Source organism: Ideonella oryzae (assembly GCF_024055665.1).
In the GTDB taxonomy this organism is placed as follows: Bacteria; Pseudomonadota; Gammaproteobacteria; order Burkholderiales; family Burkholderiaceae_C; genus Ideonella; species Ideonella oryzae.
The window spans coordinates 80840-98713 of the sequence record NZ_JAMXMC010000003.1; the positions used below are offsets into that span (position 1 = coordinate 80840).

The window sequence follows — 17874 nt, forward strand, 5'->3', positions numbered from 1 at the left end:
ACGCCGCCGGACCTTTTCGAGGACGCCGTGATGAACATCGAACAAGCCCGCTTCAACATGATCGAACAGCAGATCCGCCCCTGGGATGTGCTGGATCCTGCCGTGCTCTCGCTCCTGGCCGCGGTCAAGCGCGAGGACTTTGTCCCCGCCGCCTACCGCGCTCTGGCCTTCGTGGACACCGAGGTCCCGCTGCCCGGTGGCCAGTGCATGCTGGCCCCGCGGGTCGAGGCCCGCCTGCTGCAGGAAGCCAAGGTGCAGCGCCACGAAACCGTGCTGGAGGTCGGCGCCGGATCGGGCTTCATGGCCGCCCTGCTGGGCCATCGCGCCCAACGCGTCATCACGCTGGAAAACCGCCCTGAACTGGCCCGGATGGCCAGCGAGAACCTGCGTCGTGCCGGCCTGTCCAACGTCTCCGTGCGTGAAGCCGATGGCCGCGACGGACTGGCCGCCGAAGGCCCCTTTGACGTGATCGTGCTCTCGGGCTCCGTGGCCCAGGTGCCGCAAAGCTTGCTCGACCAGCTCAAGGTCGGCGGGCGGCTGATCACCATCGAAGGCGCCGAGCCGGTCATGCGCGCCGTGCTCTACACCCGCCAATCCGACAAGGCCCTGTCCAAGGTCGAGCTGTTCGACACCGTGGCCCAGCGGCTCGACGGCTTTGCCGAACCCACCCGCTTCCACTTCTGATGAACCGGCTGCACGTCCAGGAACTGATCCCCTTCACCCAGGCCCATGCGGGCGTGGTGCTGCTGGACGTGCGTGAGCCGTGGGAGGTGGCGCTGGCCCCTCTGGCGCTGGAAGGCGTCAGGACGGTGGCCATGCCCATGGGTGAGGTGCCCGCCCGTTGCACCGAACTGGCGACTCAGCAGCCTGTCGTCTGTTTTTGCCATCACGGGATGCGCAGCGCGCAGGTCGTCGCATTCCTGATGCATCAAGGCCATTCAGCTGTGTACAACCTGGAGGGTGGCACCGACGCCTGGGCCCGCCAGGTCGACCCGGCGATGCCACGCTACTGAAGCCTGCCGCCATCCGCTGCGGGCGCCCCCCCTTTTTCGACCCAGAGGAAAACACCATGCCGACTCCGCGCTCCCTGTTCCGTCCGAGTGCCCGCCTCGCCCCTCTGGCGCTGGCTGCACTCTGCCTCGGAGGAACCGCTCGCGCCCAGAGCCTGCAGGAGCTCTACGAGGCGGCACGGTCCTACGATGCCACCTATCTGGCCGCCCGCGCCCAGTCCGAAGCAGCGGAGTACCAAGCTGCACAGACCTACGCGCTGCAGCGCCCCAGCGTCGGACTGACCGCGTCGGCCAACCGCAACATCGACGAGACCCCGTACAGCCCGAGCACCACCCGCACCAGCAGCACCACGACCCCGGTCACGGTGTCGGCACAGCAAAGCCTGTTCAACCGTCCCAACAGTCTGACCATCGACCAGGCGGACAAGACCGTCGAAGTGGCCAAGTCGCAGTTGCAGGCGGCCGAGCAGGACCTGATCGTGCGCCTGTCCCAGACCTATTTCGACGTGCTGGCGGCCGCTGACACGCTGGCTACGGTGCAGGCCAACAAGAAGGCCATCTCGGAGCAATTGGCCTCCGCCAAGCGCAACTTCGAGGTTGGCACGGCCACCATCACCGACACCCGCGAAGCCCAGGCCAGCTACGACCTGGTGGTGGCCCAGGAGCTGGCGGCGGACAACGACCTGCACGTCAAACAGCTGGCGCTCGAGCAGTTGGTGGGCCGCACCGGCATCAAGCCCTGGACGCTGGCCCAGCCAGTGGCGCTGCCGCCCCTGCTGCCGGCCGACCTGAATACCTGGCTGGGAACGGCAGAGGATCGCAGCCCGAGCATCGCCCAGGCCCGCCTGGCGCTGGACATCGCCAAGCTGGAGACCGAGAAGGCGCGTGCCGGCCACCTGCCCACGGTGGCCCTCACCGGGAGCTACACCAAGGGCCACGTCGACATCGACACCGATCCCAGCGCACACCTGTCGGGCAGCAACACGAACAAGGCCATCGGTGTGACCCTGTCGCTGCCCCTGTTCAGCGGCTTTGCCACCCAGAACCGCATCCAGGAAACGCTGAAGCTCGAAGACAAGGCCACCAACGACCTTGAAGGTGCCCGTCGCAGCATTGCCCAGAGCACCCGCTCGGCATTCCTGGGCGTGCAGAGCGGCTTGGCGCAGGTCAAGGCCTACGAGGCCGCCGAAGCCTCCAACAAGCTGTCTCTGGAGGCCACCCAGCTGGGCTACAAGGTGGGCGTGCGGGTCAACCTGGACGTGCTGACCGCCCAGACCCAGTTGTTCAACACCGAACAGCAGCTCTCCAAAGCCCGCTACGACGTGATCATGGGCGACCTGAAGCTGCGCCAAGTCACGGGTCAGCTGAACGAATCCGACATCCAGCGCGTCAACGGCCTGCTGGCCCGCTGAGGCCTTCAGCCACGCGGCGGCGTGGCCGCCGCCGGCAACAGGCTGAGGATGGCCGATGCCATGCGCGTGGCCGCCCCGCGGTGAGCAGAGGCAAATGCCGTGGCATGCTCGGCGGCCTCTTGCAGCCGCTGCGGTGCCGCGAGCAGTTGCCCCGCCTGGTCCAGCGCGTCGTCCCAGCCGGTCGCCCGCCAGGCGGCGCCTGCAGCCAGCGCGCCCTCCGCGGCCTGCGCAAAGTTGAAGGTCGAGGGCCCGAGGATGATCGGACAGCCGCAGGCCGCCGATTCGATGAGGTTGTGACCGCCCAGCGGGGCAAAGCTGCCGCCTAGCAGGGCCAGGTCGGACAGACCGTAGTACAGCGCCATCTCGCCCAGGCTGTCGCCCAGCCAGACATCCGCCCCACCCGCCGCCTCGGCAGGAGACGCTCCGCCCCATTGCGAACGCCGTGACACGCTGAACCCCTGCTGGCGCACCAGGTCCGCCACAGCGTCAAAGCGCTGCGGATGGCGCGGCACCAGCAGCAGTTGCGGACGAGGACTGGGCCAGGTCGCCCAGCGGGCCAGCAGGGCCTCCTCCTCGCCTTCGCGGGTGTTCACCGCGGCCACCACCGAACCCGACAAGGCCGCCCGCCATGCGCGGCCCTGGGCCAGCTGATCCCCATCGGGCTGCAGGTCGTACTTCAGATTGCCGCACACGCGCACGTCGGCCGCGCCGGCTGCGCGCAGACGTTGCGCATCGGCCTCGGTCTGAGCCAGCACCAGATTCAAAGCATCGGCTGCAGGTCGCATCAGCAGGGACAGGCGCTGGCCGCGGCGCGCGCTCTTGTCACTCAAACGCGCATTGGCCAGCACCATGGGCAGGCGCCGGGCCGCCGCGGCGTGCAGCAGGTTGGGCCAGATCTCCGTTTCCATCAGCACGCCCAGGGCGGGCTGGGCATGGCGCAGAAAACGGTGCACCGCCCCTGGTGTGTCGAAGGGCAGCCACAGCTGCTGGTCCCCCTCGCGCAGCAGCGCCTGCCCCGCCTCGCGTCCCGTGGCCGTGCCATGGGTGAGCAACAGGCGCAAGCCAGGCCGCTGTGCACGCAGGGCGGCCACCAGCGCGGCAGCCGCACGGGTCTCACCCAGTGACACCGCGTGCAGCCACAGCGCGCCCGGCGCCATGGGCGGCAGATGCAAGCCGAAGCGCTCGCCGATGGCCTGGCGGTACAGAGGCTCGCGCGCGCCCCGCTGCCAGAGCTTGGCCAGGTAGGCCGGCGTGCCCAGCCGCAAGGCCCAGGAATAGGCCTGCCGCGCCAGGATGACAGACAGGGAGGCTCCGGTATCGGGCAAGACCGACTGTGTCCGGTTCAAGCGCTCAGTGGGCCGAAGCGCCGATCTCGGCGTCAGGCTTGACGGCGCGCAGGGCGGCCATGAAGTCATGCTCGATGCGGTGCATGGCCTCCGGCGTGTGCCCCTCGAAGCGCATCACCAGCACCGGCGTGGTGTTGGACGCCCGCACCAGACCGAAGCCGTCCGGATACTCGGCGCGCAGGCCGTCGGTGGTGATGACCTCGGCGCCCGGGAACTTCGCGGTCTCCAGCAGCTTGGCAATGACCTGGGCCGGCTCGCCTTCGGCGCAGGGCACGTTCAGCTCGGGGGTGTTGAAGCTGGTGGGCAAGGCGTTCAGCACTGCACTGGGGTCATCCGTGCGCGAGAGAATCTCCAGCAGCCGCCCGGCCGTGTACATCGCGTCATCGAAGCCGTACCAGCGCTCCGAGAAGAAGATGTGGCCGCTCATCTCGCCCGCGATCGGGGCGCCGGTTTCCTTGAGCTTGGCCTTGACCAGCGAGTGGCCGGTTTTCCACATCAACGGCACGCCACCGGCGGCCTTGATCTCGGGGGCCAGGCGCTGGGTGCACTTGACGTCGTAGATGATGGTGCCGCCCTTCACCCGGGTCAGGATGTCGCGCGCGAAGAGGATCAGTTGCCGGTCCGGGTAGATGATCTGGCCATCCTTGGTCACCACGCCCAGGCGGTCGCCGTCGCCATCGAAGGCCAGGCCCAGTTCAGCGTCAGTGGCATGCACCACCTTGATCAGGTCGGCCAGGTTGGCCGGCTTGGATGGATCGGGGTGGTGGTTGGGAAAGTCGCCATCGACCTTGGAGTACAGGTCGATGACCTCGCAGCCCAGCGCCTTCAGAATGCCTGGCGCACTGGCCCCGGGGATGCCGTTGCCCGAGTCGACCACGATCTTCATCGGGCGCGCGAGCTTGCAGTCATTGACGATGCGGTGGGTGTACTCGGGCAGGATGTCCATCGCGCCGATGCGACCCCGGCCCTGGGTGTAGTCCTCGGTCTCCATGCGGCGCTTCAGGCCCTGGATCTCCTCGCCATAGATGGCCCGGCCCGCCAGCACCATCTTGAAGCCGTTGTAGTCCTTGGGGTTGTGGCTGCCGGTCACCTGGATGCCACTGTTGCAGCCATGCCGGCCGCGCGTGGCCGCCACGTAATAGACCATCGGGGTCGTCACCGCGCCGAGGTCCACCACATCCAGGCCGGTCGAGGCCAGGCCCCGCTTGAGCGCATCCACCAGCCCCGGGCCGGAGAGGCGGCCATCGCGTCCCACCACCACGGCCTTCTGACCGGCCTTCAGGGCCTCGGTGCCAAAGGCCTTGCCGAGGTGCTCGGCCAGGGTCTCGTCGAGGGTCTTGCCGACGATGCCGCGGATGTCATAGGCCTTGAAGATGGATGCATCAACTTTCATGGGGGCTTTTCGGATGTCTGTTGAAGAGGGGGAAACACCGACAACTGCGAGCCCATTGTAGAGACGCCGATGCGCACCGCCCGATCGCTGTGTGAAGATGGGTTGCAGGTCTCAGGCATGTGTCCGAAAACGGCGAGACGGGCCACCGGGACTCCGTATCATGACCCCATGCCCGCCTCGGACGCCGCCAACCCACCCACGCCACCGCTGGACGACGGCGCAGCCTATCTGGCACTGCAGACGCACGACTCGCGCTTTGATGGGCGCCTCTTCGTGGGGGTCACCTCCACTGGCATCTACTGCCGGCCTGTCTGCCGCGTGCGCCTGCCGCGCCAGCAAAACTGTCGCTTCTTCCCGGAGGCGGCCCAGGCCGAAGCGGCGGGCTTCCGGCCGTGCCTGCGCTGTCGGCCTGAACTGGCCCCCGGCCTGGCCCTGGTGGACTCGTCCCGCAGTCTGGCCCGGAGCGCCGCGGTGCTGCTGGAGCGCCTGCTGGAAACCTCGGAGGACATTGCATTGCCGGCCGTGGCCGTGCGACTGGGTGTGACCGAACGGCACCTTCGCCGCATCTTCCAGGCCGAGCACGGCGTCAGCCCGATCCAATGGATCACCACGCGCCGGCTGCTGCTGGCCAAGCGCCTGCTCACCGACACCGCCTTACCCATCACCCAGGTGGCCGAGACCGCCGGCTTCGGCAGCCTGCGCCGCTTCAACGCGCTGTTCCAGGAGCGCTACCGGCTCACGCCCACATCGCTGCGCAAGCAGCAGCCCGGGCAGGAGACCCTGGCCCCCGAGGGCGTGCGACTGCACCTGGGCTGGCGACCGCCCTATGACACCCAGGCGATGCTGGACTTTCTGGGCGGACGCCCTCTGCTGGGGGTGGAAGCCCTGCACGATGGCGCCTGGTGGCGCACCCTGTCGCTGCCCGGTCGCCAGGGCCCATGTCAGGGCTGGCTGGGCCTGCGCTTCGACGCCCGACGCGAAGGGGTGGAACTCACGGCCTCTCCCGGGCTGGTGCCGGCACTGCCACAGGTGATGCGACGGGTGCGCCACCTGCTAGACCTGGACGCGCAGCCCCAGGACATCCACGAGGCCTTGCGCGGCATGCCGCGGGCGCGCCCGGGCCTGCGCGTGCCCGGTTGCATGGATGGCTTCGAAACCACGGTGCGCATCATCCTCGGTCAGCAGGTCACGGTAGCGGCCGGCTGCACGCTGGCAGCCCGGCTCGTGGCCCGGCTGGGCGACCCCTGCGCCACGCCGGTGCCGGGACTGACCCATCTGTTCCCTACGCCGCAAGCCTTGAGGAACACTTCGGTGGACACCCTGGGGCAGTTGGGCATCATCCGCAGTCGCATCGATGCCCTGCAGGCCCTGGCCGCTGCGGTGCTGGACGGCAAGCTGGACCTCTCTCCCGGCGCCTCGGTGGACGACACGCTCGCCGCCCTGCGCGCCTTGCCAGGCATCGGCGACTGGACCTGCCAGCTGGTGGCACTGCGGGTGCTGGCCTGGCCTGATGCCTTTCCGGCCAGCGATGCGGCCGTGCTGCGTGCCCTGGGCACGCGCATGCCCCGGCGGGCCCAGGCGCTGGCCGACGCCTGGCGCCCCTGGCGGGCCTACGCCGTGCTGCAACTGTGGCACGGCCTGGCGTCCCCAGCCCCCAGCGAACTTCCTTCCGGACACCCCGACCATGAGCCTCTCGCTGCACCGTGAATGGGTCGCCCAGACCCTCGTCGACACCCCGCTGGGAGCCCTGCGCCTGGCCGCCAGTGCGCAAGGCCTGGGCGGCGCCTGGTTCGAGGACCAGAAGCACCACCCGGGCCCGCTGGACGCCCCCGAATGGGCAGACCACCCCACCCTGGCCCAGGCGCGTGATGAGTTGCAGGCCTACTGGCAAGCGCCCCGCCAAACTCGCTTTGCGACACCGCTGGACCCTGCCGGCACCGCCTTCCAGCAAGCCGTCTGGGCTGTCCTGCGGGAGTTGCTGCCTGGGCAGACCTGCAGTTATGGCGCGCTCGCCTTGCGCCTTCAACGCCCCCAGGCCGTGCGTGCCGTGGGGGCGGCCGTGGGCCGCAACCCGCTGAGCCTCTTCATCCCTTGCCACCGGGTCCTGGGCTCCGACGGATCGCTGACAGGCTACGCTGGCGGGCTCACGCGCAAGCGCACCCTGCTGCGGAACGAAGGCGCAGCCCTGGCCGCCGACCTTTTTGCGTCCACCCCATGAAACCCAAGGACCTGGCCGAACTGGCCCTGCTCGCCGCCATCTGGGGCGCCTCTTTCCTGTTCATCCGCCTGGGCGCAGCCGCCTTCGGCCCGCTGGCCCTGGCGGGGCTGCGCGTGGTGGGTGCGGTGGCCTGTCTGCTCCCGCTGCTCGTCTGGCGCGGAGAGGTTGCCGCCCTGCGACAGCACTGGCGGCCCATCCTGCTGGTGGGCATCACCAACTCCGCCCTGCCCTTTATCTGCTTCGGTGTGGCCGCACTGGCCATCACCGGGGGCCTGTCGGCCATCTTCAACGCCACCACCCCGCTCTGGGGCGCCCTGATCGCCTGGGGTTGGATGGGGGAGCGTCCCGGTGGACGCAAGGGATTGGGCCTGGCCCTGGGGTTTGCCGGCGTGCTGTGGCTGGCCTGGGACCGTGCCAGCTTTCATCCCGGCGAACACGGTGTGAGCCCCGCCCTGGCGGTGGCAGCCTGTCTGTGTGCCACGCTGATGTATGGCTTCTCGGCCAATTTCACGCGGCGCCATCTGGTCGGCGTGCCCTCCATGGCTTTGGCCGCCGGCAGCCAGGCGGGCGCCGGAATGCTGCTTGTTCCACTGATGGTCACCCATTGGCCCCAGGTCCCACCGTCCGGGCTGGCCTGGGTGGCGGCAAGTCTGCTGGCGGTGCTGTGCACTGGCTTGGCCTATGTGCTGTACTTCCGGCTGATCAGCCGCGTCGGCGCGTCCAACGCCATGACGGTGACCTTCCTGATTCCGGCTTTCGCTGTGCTATGGGGCGCGCTGTTTCTGGGCGAGTCGATCAGCCTGACCATGGTCAGCGCCTGCGGTGTCATCCTGGCTGGCACGGCGCTGGTAACCGGCCTCTGGCCCTGGCCACGCCGACAGTCGGCCTGAAAACAAGAAGCCACCGAACCTCAGCGCTCTCTGAAGGAATCCATCAAGGTCTTGCGCAAGGGTTTGAGCAAATAGTCCATCAGAGTTCGGTCGCCAGTTCGGATGTCTACCTGGGCGGTCATGCCGGGCAGGATGTCCAGGGTCTTGCCGGTGTTCGTGGTGACGGGGGTGCGCCCCGGCGCAAGATGGGCCCGGTAGTAGATGTCCTCTCCGCGGTTGGTCTGCTCTTTGAGGGTATCCGCGCTCACATAGGTCACTTTGGCCGCCACAGTGCCGAAAACCGTGTAGTCAAAAGGGTCGAAGCGGATGTTCGCCTCCAGCCCCGGGCGCACCCTGGCGATGTCGGCAGGGCTCACCTTGACTTCGACGATGAGCTCGTCATCCACCGGCACGATCTGCATGATCTCCTCGCCCTGGCGCAGCACCCCACCCACTGTGGTCACCCGGATGTTCTTGACGATGCCGTTCACCTTCGAGCGGAAGACAGCATCCTTGCGCTCCTGCTCATGTCGCTCCAGCACCTGCTCGTTCTGGGAGATCTCGTCCTCGGCGCGGGTCAGTTCGACCCGAGCGTCCTCATAGAACTTGTTGCGGCGGCTGATCAGCCGCGCCTCGGCATCATTCACCGCGTTCTTGGCGCTCAATACCTCCGAGCCACTGGTGTCGCCCGATGCCTTCAACTGCTCCACCAGCTCCAATTTCTTGCGCGCCAGATCGAGAGCGACCTGCAGCGTGCGCAACTCTTCCTTCAAGCCTTCCTTGCGTTGCCGAAACAGAGCCCGCTCCACCTCGACCTGATCCTGCAGGGACATGCTCGGGACACGCGGAAAATCCGGTGTCGCCGCTGCAGTCACCTCGGCTCGAAGCCTGGCCGACTTGGCCCGAAGTGCGAACAACCGGGCCTCTGTTTCACCCACCGTGGTGCTGACGCGGGTGAGGTCCAGGCGTGCCAGGATCTCGCCGGCTTTGACACGGTCGCCCTCTTTGACCCTGAGTTCGGAAAGCACGCCTCCATCCACGGCCTGGATGACCTGGACCCGGCTGCTGGCAATCACTTCGCCGTGGGCGCGGGCCACCTCGTCGATGCGAAAGCTCATCGCCCAGATCACGAACGCCGCGAAACCAATCGCCAGTGGACCCAGCACCCAACCGAGCTTGCGGCGGTGAAAGTTTTCCAGACGTTCGATGCGGGCGCTGGCCCCGGCATCATCGTGCTCATGGCGCTCAAACCACATCGCGCAATCCTCCCATCACGCCAGGGGTGGCCACGCCGGGCATCGCCAGGGGACGCCCCCCCACCCTCGCCATCAGCTGCGGCAGCACGATCTCCGGCCGACCGTCCTTCACCACCTCACCGTGCTGCATCACGATCACCCGACTGGCCAACTTCATCGCCTGCATGGGCCGATGGGTGGACACGATCAGTATGTCCTCGGACTGAACATGCGCTTGCAGCGCCTGCCAGACGCGCACTTCGCTCTCGGCGTCGAGCGACGCCGTGGGTTCATCCAGCAGCCAGATGCGTGGCTGGTTGATGACCACACGGGCCAGCGCCACCAGTTGCCGCTGTCCGCCCGACAGCCCTTCCCCGCCTTCGCTGATCGGCAGATCCATGCCAAGGGGGCTGCTCGATGCGATCGCATCGACCCCAAGCTCGCGGGTCACCTTCAGCAGACGCGAATCGCTGGCTGTTCCCGAGAGCGCCAGGTTGCTGCGCAGCGTGCCCTTGAAGAGGTGCACGCTCTGAGGCAAATAGCCCATCTGGCTGGCCACCACCTGGGGGTCGATCTCCCACAGGTCGGCATCGCCCAGCCGCACCCGCCCCTCGTTAGGCGGATACAGGCCGGCCATCACCTTGAGCAGCGTCGACTTGCCACCACCGACCGGCCCGACCAGCAGCACGCGTTCGCCGCTTCGGAACGTGAGTTTGTCGATGTTGACCTGCTGGACCGGCGATTCGGGATAGGCAAAGCGCACCTTCTCCAGTTCGATGGCCTCGGGGGGCGACTCCGGGAGGAGCAGTTGCTGCCCGGCACGACGCTCCAGTTCCAGGCTCATGACCCGATTGACCATCGCAAGGGACTGACTGACGTTCTGCCACTGGGTCAGGTATTGCACCCCCTGGGCCACCGGAGAGATGACGCGCCCCCCGAGGATGCCGCAGGCAATGAGCCCGCCCATCGTGAGCAGCCCCGCTTCGATCTGCCACACCCCCACAACCACCGCCGACACATAGGCCAAGGTGGCAAGACTGCCTGCGGTGACCGTGGTGAAGTTGCTGATCGCCTTCTGCTGGATGTTGTAGGCGTCGATGCTCGCGGTGATCTCCTGCCATTCCTGGGAGAAGCGCCAAGTCGCGTTGCCGGCGCGGATCGACTCGGCGCCGCGGATCGCATCCACCAGCACCCCCTGACGCTCGTTGCTGCGCAGGAGTTGCTTGTGCAGCAAGTCGCGCAGGCGATATTGGGACACCAGCCCCAACAGCAGCGCGACGGGAAACAAGGCCGCATACACCCACCCGACCTTGCCGCCGATGGCGGCAATGAAGACGATGAAGAGCAACGCGAAGGGCAAGTCCACCAGGCTGAAGACCACCCCCGAGGAGAAGAACTGGCGCACCGATTCCAGTCCGCCCACCTGGGCCGCCAGGGTCCCGAGACTTCTCGGTTGGAGGTCCAGCCGCAGATGCAACAGATGGTCGAAAACCTGTTGCGAGACCCGCTTGTCCACGGCGACGGAAACGCTGTCGAGGATGCGCGCGCGCAAGGTCTTCAATACCCAGTCCAGGGCCACCACCAGCACCATCCCCGTCACCAGGGTGGTCAGCGTGGCGTAGGCCAGGGTCGGCACGACCCGGTCGTAGACCTGCATCGCAAAAAGCGACGTGGCAACGGCGATCAAGTTGATGAGGAGGGTGGCCACGAGCACCTTGGGCACCCACCCGGGTTCACGGAACAGCTCGCGCCACACCAGCTTCGCGGCCCGGTTGCCGACCAACCCCGGACTCAGGGACTTCGAACGCTGGGCGGGCGGACGCAGCCACAACACCAGCGCGTCCTGCAGCTCTGATTCCGCGATGCGCCGGCTCATATCCGCAGGGTCACTGAGCGTGATCCCCCCGGCGTCGCTCCGCTCAGCCACGAACCATTCACCTGCGTGGCGGACCAGGGCCGGCAAGCGGCGCGGATCGAAGCGCCGCCAAGCGAGCTGGATGGGCTGGACACCCTTCACCTGGGCAAGCATGAGCGTCTGGCGCAGCGCTTCGACCGGCTGCACTGCCGATGGCAGGTGTTCCGTTGCCTTTGTGCTGGCCTCCTCAAGCACCTCGGGAGCGCAAACGACACCCAGCTGTTGCAGGAGTCGGTGGACAAGCTGGTGGGGAATCATCGGTCATTCTCCGAGAAGACCAGGGCATCCAGCTGACCAGTCAGCGCAGCCAGTTTCAGGGAATAGACCAACCAGTCGGTTTGAGCCTGGGCCTGCTGAAAACGCTCGTCGGACAGTTCTCGTTGCATGTTGAGAAGATCCAGCCAACTCTTGCTTCCTGCCTCATATTGGCGTTGATAGGAGGCGAGAATCCCAGCGAGCTCGCTGACCGAAACCCCCTGGCTTTCGAGCAGAACTTTCTGGACGCGTCGGTTCGTCTCCAGACTCTGCACCGTGCGCTCCAGATCAACGCGCGTGGCGTTCAGGTCCTCTTCGGCGGCCCGCTGGCGGGAGACGGCCGCCTTGCTGCGCCCGGCGGCGGCAAAACCCATCCCTTCCAGACTTCCCTCCAGCACCACGCTCATCCGGACGTTTTGACCATAGTAAGGCTGATTGAAATAACGATCCGCCTGCACATAGACGGTGGGCATGGCCGCGGTCCGCTCACGCTCCACATCGGCCTGGGCCAGCTCGACCTGACGCTGCTTGAGGCGCAGGTCGGCACTTTGCTCCCACGCCAAGGCCTCCAGCGTAGCGGCATCGGGCAACCGGGTGAGGGCCTCCGGCACCGGCTCGTCGGCCTCGACAACGGTCTGGGTCAAGGCCCGCAACTCGGTCTTGGCCACCGCGAGCTCACCTTCGTATCGCTGCTGCAAGGCCCTGGCCTGGGTCAGGCGTGCCAGGGCCAAACGGACATCGGCCACAGAGGCCAGCTCCCCCCGCTCGCGGCGCTGAATCTGCTCGTACAGCTTTGTCAGGCTGGCGACGTTCTCCTGGGCGATCACGAGCCGCTGGTGGGTCCCTTGCACCTGAACATAGGCCACGGAGGTCTGATCCAGCAGCTGTCGCTGGATCCGGAACAGGTCGGCCTGATCCGCCGTCAAGTCCGCATTGGCGTAGGCAATGCCACTGTCAATGCGCCCGAAGGCCCACACAGGCAAGCGCCCGCGCAGGGTGACTGGATTGGTGTTGGCATTGGTGGTGTCATCCCGATTGGTCGCCTGCCCGCTCAGCGTGGGATAGCGCTGAGCCTTTGCCGTGTCGACCGCGTAGCCCTTGGCCGCGACCTCCCCGCGTTTCCCAGCCAAGGCCGGGTGCTGGCTCAAGGCGGCACGCAGCGCGGCCTCCAGGCCTGTGGTGGCGGCGAGGCCCGGTCCGGCCGCAAACACCAGCAGCAAGCCGAACAAACGGGCGTGGTTCTTTTTCATCCGGCGATTCCATTCTGCCCGGTCGTGGTGACTGGCCATTCCAAGGCCACGTGCGCTTCCTCGGCGGGGCCTCCAGCTTCGTCTGCGTGCGCGGCCCACCGTTTGGGGATCCTGAGCCCTTCTGCTTTCCCGGTGTCTCCCGCCATTTCGCAGGCCTGGATCAGATCCTGGCGCCAGTTCCGGTTCCACGGGCACTTCTCCAGTCCCCGCTCCATGTGAGCGATACCTTCCTGCACATGCCCCTTGTGCACGTAGATCAGTCCCACCATGAAATGGGCGGCGGCATGCTCGGGGAAATGGTGCAGCACCTTCTTGAATTCGTATTCAGCGGCATCGAGTTGTTCCGCCCGATACAGCGCCACCCCATCGGTGAACATGCCCGGCGTCGGAAAGCGCGGCATCTCAATGGGTTCCCATGTGACTCTTGCGTTGGTGCCGGCAATCAAAGGCGCAAGCTGCGCTTGGTAGCGCTCCCACTTCGCCTTGCTGGTCTTGTAGATGGGTTGACGCACCTGCCACACGCTGGCCGTCTTCACCGGCCGGTCCAGCGCATCGAAAGCCAGCACCTGCGGCTCCCAGGGCACACCGATGTAGTCGAGCATCCGCCGCGCCATGCCCTCGGTATCCTCAACGACATCTTCGTAGTTGATTTCGAGAATCTCGCCGGGGAACGTCTGATGCCAATGGCGCATCAGCAGATTGTGGTCAGCCAGTTGCTCGCCGATCCAGCCGAGGTCGTAGGCGAAACCCATGCCCCCGTGCTTGGCCGCATAGTCGATGAAGTAATTGCTGATCGCAATATCGCGCGGGTCCCGGCGCACCGAGATGATCCTCGCCTGGGGAAAGAGAAATTTGATGAAGCCGATGTTCTCGAAATTGTGCGGTAGCTTGTCGATGACGAATCGCGCCTGTGGCTTGGCCTCGGCGGCCAGCTCCTTGAGCTCCTTGAGCACACCTTCGGCAATGCCCCGGGTCGCATGGGGATTGAGGTCATCCACGCAGTCCGGATATTCCCGTCCCGAGCCCACGCGGCGCTCCCAGCGGTTCAGCCCCTGGATGCGGCTGGGAATCACCCCGAGCTCACCGGCGCCGGAAATCTGGCTGTGGCCAGCAAGGATCTGCTCCACCAGCGTGGTGCCTGAGCGCGGCATGCCCAGCACGAACACCGGCAGCGATTCGTCCTGGCCACGGTAGCCACAGTCCTGGCGGTGCTCGAACAAGGCCTTGGTGAATGCGTGGCGGATGCGGGCGCAGCGCTGGCGATGCGCCCTCGGGTCATAGCGCAGATGCTTGCGACTGGCCTCGTTGGCCTCTTGCGCCAGGCCGAAAGCTCGCGCGTCATCCTTCTTCTTTTCCCAGGCTGCGGCCAGCTGGAACAACAGGCCGGAGCGGGCCGAGCCTTCCAGGCTGGGTTGGCGGGCCAATCTTTCCAGGCGCTCCAGCGTCTCGCTGTCGTCCGGGATCTGGCGGGCGTTGATCAGGGAGGAGATGCCCTTGGCCGGGTCGATCTGCTGGACGCGCTCGAACAAGGCCACCGCCTCATCGAGGCGGCCGCGCTGCATCTGCTGCTGGCCCAGGCCCTGCAAGGCGGGCAGGAACCAAGGGTTGTCGGCGAGGATTTCGTTGAACAGCGTTTCTGCCCGGTCGAAATGCCGCTCGTCACACTCCACCTGAGCCAGTGCGCTTTTGGCCTGCCAACGCAGGGCGCGGACCTGTGCGTCCGAAAGGCCTTCCCCGATCCCCAGCTGCTCGGCCAGCGCCACGGCTTCTTCGGCGGCAGCGCGCGCCTCGCCGGTAAGGCCGCGCAGGCAGGCATCGGTTAGTCTTACCCACAACCAGATCTGGCGGGGGACGGGTTCATCCTTGCGTCTGGCCAGTGCCAACGCGCTGCGGAGAATCTGGATGGCCTGTAGGCTGCGGCCCTGAACCAGCGCCAGTTCGGCCAGCTGGCCCATGAGGGGAAAGTTCTCCGGGGTGTGCTGCAAAGCCTCGCGCAGCGCGGTCTCGGCCTCGGCGTGGCGGTCGTGGCCAGCCAGCACGTTGGCGTAGCCGATGAGGTAGCCGACCCACTCGTCCTCGACGAGCGCGGCGCGCTGCGCTTCCAGCCACGCCTCGGCGGCGGCCAAGCGCCCGCTGGCCCCCCAGACCTCCAGCTGCAGGCCATCGAGCTGGGCACGGAAAATCAAGCAGGCCGTGGGCGACAGCGTCCCGTCCTGTTCCGCCAGGCGGACCCGCGCGACCGCGAGCGCGGCCTCGGCGGCAGCGACGTTACCGGCTTCGAGATCGAGGCGCGCCAGCGCACTCCACGCCGGCAGGCGATGGGGGGCGAGCTCAACCGAGCGTCGGTATAGCGCGCGCGCCTCGTCCAGGTCCCCGGTCTGCATCCGGCAGAAGGCGAGCCGCGCCAGCGCCAGGTCATGCCCAGGCCGTTCAGCAACGGCGGCTTCGAGGGCGGAAATGGCCAGTGGCAAGCGACCGGTGAGGATGTGTGCGGCCGCGAGGTCCACCCGCGCGTCCAGATCGAGCGCATCGCCCAGGCTCGCTTGCACCTGATTGAGTCGCCGCAGCGCCGCTTCGGCGGCGGCTCGATCATTCCGTTGGGCGCAAGCCAGGGCCAGCAAGGGCAACGCATTGACTTCACCCGTTTCGGCCAGGAAAGCCTCGGCGTTGCCACGCAGCAGCTCGAACTGTTGCTGATCTGCAAGCTGGCGCAGGATGCTCAGATAGCTCACGAATGCGAAGCGTTGAATGGGAGGGATGCCGTCAACCGTGAAGCGTCGTGGCTGACTGGCTCCGGAACGAGACTGCGCCAACCGCTTCTTGCATCCACCGGGGGCAAATGGCTTCGCTTGGTCGGGGTATCAATTCGATCCACAGGAGGGGCTTGTGCGGGATCGCCACACGGGCCCCGGAGAACGTCGGTCGCAGGCGTCTCCGGCTTCTGGCGCAGCCCGCCCACTCCTGGGTTCGCTGGGCCCTTCCGCGCTGCGGCATCGTGGGGCAGTAAAGATCCCGTGCATGCCGAGCTTGCGTTCGGGGGCTTCCATCCCGCCCAGCTGCCAGCTCAGGCAAGGCCTTGAGTATGCAGGACGTTAGTTGGCATTTTCGTCAGGTATACCGCGGACAACGCTGCACCATTGTTGATATGGGATGCTGGGTGATTAGGTTGTGACCAAAGATTTGTGACGTTGGCGAAGTGCCCCCCGTGAGTCTCTCGATGCAACATTACAATATTTGTAGAAATACGCAGGCTTGCGGCTGCACTATTCGCATTCTTCCAGTTGAGCATGTAACCGGAGGGTCCAGAGGTTAGGCTGAAATGATTAACACTTCTGCCGACGGCATACAAGACAGGAGAACCGCTGCCGACCAAAACGATCTTGTCGTCAGATCCCAGGTTTTGCCCGCCGCGCCAGTTCCCCCAGGTCCCTGTCTCGCCATGCTCATTATTTGCACTGCCATCGGTCAATAGAGTGGCCGAATTACTGTCGACCCGGATGTAGATGGTGTAAGACACGCCAGCTTGAAAGGTGCGATTCGAGTGACTCGACGAGACGCCCGAGTACAAATCGAACACGACGATGGACGTATTGACGCTACTGGCGACGTCGAAATTGACCGTGGTGTTGTCGTTGATTCCGGCGTAAGCATTGCCCGCAGCATCCGTGACGGCCGTGTTGTCGACATGCACGGCATACGAATGACCTCCAGTCAGGTCGCTTGTCGGGTTGATGGTGAGTGTCGATGTCCCCCAGCCCGTCACCTCGCTGGAGCCGACACTAATGGTCGTGTCGCTGTTGGCAGTGATGTCGTGCAGCACGAAGTTGCCCGTGCCCTGATCGACGGCTTCGCTGAAGTTGAGCGTGATGTTGCCCGATGCGCTGACGCCTGTGGCGTTGTCGGCTGGGGAAGAGGACGAGAGCGTCGGCGCGGTCGTGTCGATGCTCACCGACAGCGCTGAAGACGCTGCGCTGTCGTTGCCGGCGGCGTCGGTGGCCGTGGCCGTGAAGCTGTGCGTGCCCCCTGCCAGGGTCCCGGTCGTAAAGCTCCAGTTTCCCGAACCATCCGCCGTCACGGCACCCAGTTCCGTCGCACCATCAAAAACGTGAACGGTGCTGTTCGCTTCGGCCGTGCCACCCAAGGTCGGGGTGGTGTCGTTGGTGAGGTTGTCGGTCGTCGAAATGCCGCTGTCACTGGCGCTCACCAGGTCTGGCGCAGAAGGGACTGAAGGCGCGGTGGTATCCAGCGTGTAGGCCTGGCTGCCGGTGGTGGCGCTGTCGTTGCCTGCCGCGTCGGTGATCTTGAACAGGATGGCGCTGCTACCCGAGAGGGTGGCGCCATCCCAGTGGATGGCGGTGCCACTGAGCTTGCTGGTGATGTCGGTCCAGTGGGCGCCATTGTCCACCGAGCCGTACAGAATGTCGCCCACAGCCAAGGCGCCACTCAGCGTGCCTGTGATGGTCTGGCTGGCCGTCTTGGTGATGAAGTCAGTGGCACTGGCGCCGGTGTCTGCGCTGATGTCCACGCCGCTCACCGTCTGGACCGGGGCGGCCGTGTCCAGCACATAGGCCTGGTTGCCGCTGGTGGCGCTGTCGTTGCCGGCCGCGTCAGATATCTTGAACAGGATGGTGCTGCTGCCCGAGAGAGCGGCGCCGTCCCAGCTGATGGCGGTGCCACTGACCTTGCTGGTGATGTCGGTCCAGTGGGCACCGTTGTCCACCGAGCCGTACAGGACCTCGCCCGAGGCCAGCGCACCACTCAGCGTGCCCGTGATGGTCTGGCTGGCCGTCTTGGTGATGAAATCGGTCGCACTCGCGCCGGTGTCGGCGCTGATGTCCAAACCACTGACCGCCTGCGTGGGCGCGGCAGTGTCCAGCGTGAAGGTGTAGGCGGTGCTGACCGCCGAGACATTGCCCGCCGCATCCGTCTGGCGCACGTACACGGTGTTGCTGCCTTCGACCGGCGTGAAGC

Annotated in this window: 13 protein-coding genes; 6 read left to right on the forward strand and 7 right to left on the reverse strand. The window is 66.4% G+C overall.

Annotated features, from left to right (window positions below; all coding sequences use genetic code 11):
* Positions 1–30 precede the first annotated feature (30 nt).
* The 3 genes from M0L44_RS05435 to M0L44_RS05445 are packed head-to-tail and all read left to right on the forward strand — an operon-like array spanning position 31 to position 2422.
* The gene (locus M0L44_RS05435; RefSeq protein WP_252768648.1) at positions 31–684 is read left to right on the forward strand and encodes a protein-L-isoaspartate O-methyltransferase family protein; all 654 of its coding nucleotides are present in this window, start codon (positions 31–33) and stop codon (positions 682–684) included.
* Positions 684–1013 (forward strand): rhodanese-like domain-containing protein, encoded by a 330-nt coding sequence (locus tag M0L44_RS05440; RefSeq protein WP_252768649.1) that lies wholly within the window; start codon positions 684–686, stop codon positions 1011–1013. Before M0L44_RS05435 ends, M0L44_RS05440 begins: the two co-directional genes overlap by 1 nt.
* 56 nt (positions 1014–1069) lie before the next feature.
* Positions 1070–2422, forward strand: a complete 1353-nt coding sequence (locus M0L44_RS05445) for a TolC family outer membrane protein (protein ID WP_252768650.1) — start codon at positions 1070–1072, stop codon at positions 2420–2422.
* Positions 2423–2427: 5 nt separating this feature from the next.
* Here M0L44_RS05445 and M0L44_RS05450 read toward each other — a convergent pair whose 3' ends face one another.
* Together M0L44_RS05450 and M0L44_RS05455 are read right to left on the reverse strand one after the other, a co-directional pair.
* Positions 2428–3747 carry a 3-deoxy-D-manno-octulosonic acid transferase gene (locus tag M0L44_RS05450; protein WP_252768651.1) on the reverse strand — a complete coding sequence of 440 codons (1320 nt, stop codon included), beginning with the start codon at positions 3745–3747 and terminating at the stop codon, positions 2428–2430.
* A 25-nt stretch (positions 3748–3772) separates the two neighbouring features.
* Positions 3773–5161 carry a phosphomannomutase/phosphoglucomutase gene (locus M0L44_RS05455; RefSeq protein ID WP_252768652.1) on the reverse strand — a complete coding sequence of 463 codons (1389 nt, stop codon included), beginning with the start codon at positions 5159–5161 and terminating at the stop codon, positions 3773–3775.
* A 168-nt stretch (positions 5162–5329) separates the two neighbouring features.
* Between M0L44_RS05455 and M0L44_RS05460 the strand changes: the two genes are divergently transcribed.
* Genes M0L44_RS05460 through M0L44_RS05470 form a run of 3 tightly spaced genes read left to right on the forward strand, consistent with a single transcriptional unit; the run spans position 5330 to position 8269 of the window.
* On the forward strand, positions 5330–6868 hold the full coding sequence (locus M0L44_RS05460; protein WP_252768653.1) for an Ada metal-binding domain-containing protein: 1539 nt from the start codon (positions 5330–5332) through the stop codon (positions 6866–6868).
* Positions 6846–7379 carry a methylated-DNA--[protein]-cysteine S-methyltransferase gene (locus tag M0L44_RS05465; protein ID WP_252768654.1) on the forward strand — a complete coding sequence of 178 codons (534 nt, stop codon included), beginning with the start codon at positions 6846–6848 and terminating at the stop codon, positions 7377–7379. The genes M0L44_RS05460 and M0L44_RS05465 overlap by 23 nt, the downstream gene beginning before the upstream one ends.
* Complete coding sequence (locus tag M0L44_RS05470) at positions 7376–8269, forward strand: DMT family transporter (RefSeq protein ID WP_252768655.1); 894 nt, start codon at positions 7376–7378, stop codon at positions 8267–8269. Before M0L44_RS05465 ends, M0L44_RS05470 begins: the two co-directional genes overlap by 4 nt.
* A gap of 20 nt (positions 8270–8289) precedes the next feature.
* On the opposite strand, the gene M0L44_RS05475 is transcribed toward M0L44_RS05470, so the two are convergent.
* From M0L44_RS05475 to M0L44_RS05495, 5 genes are all read right to left on the reverse strand, one after another.
* Positions 8290–9504 (reverse strand): beta-barrel domain-containing protein, encoded by a 1215-nt coding sequence (locus M0L44_RS05475; protein ID WP_252768656.1) that lies wholly within the window; start codon positions 9502–9504, stop codon positions 8290–8292.
* Positions 9494–11656, reverse strand: coding sequence for an ATP-binding cassette domain-containing protein (locus M0L44_RS05480; protein ID WP_252768657.1), 2163 nt, complete (start codon positions 11654–11656; stop codon positions 9494–9496). The genes M0L44_RS05475 and M0L44_RS05480 overlap by 11 nt, the downstream gene beginning before the upstream one ends.
* Positions 11653–12903: a TolC family protein gene (locus M0L44_RS05485; protein WP_252768658.1), complete on the reverse strand. Its 1251-nt coding sequence runs from the start codon at positions 12901–12903 to the stop codon at positions 11653–11655. The genes M0L44_RS05480 and M0L44_RS05485 overlap by 4 nt, the downstream gene beginning before the upstream one ends.
* Positions 12900–15635, reverse strand: a complete 2736-nt coding sequence (locus tag M0L44_RS05490) for a sulfotransferase (protein ID WP_252768659.1) — start codon at positions 15633–15635, stop codon at positions 12900–12902. Before M0L44_RS05490 ends, M0L44_RS05485 begins: the two co-directional genes overlap by 4 nt.
* A 332-nt stretch (positions 15636–15967) precedes the next feature.
* Positions 15968–17874, reverse strand: a 1907-nt coding sequence (locus tag M0L44_RS05495) for an Ig-like domain-containing protein (protein WP_252768660.1), incomplete at its 5' end; no start/stop codon positions are given.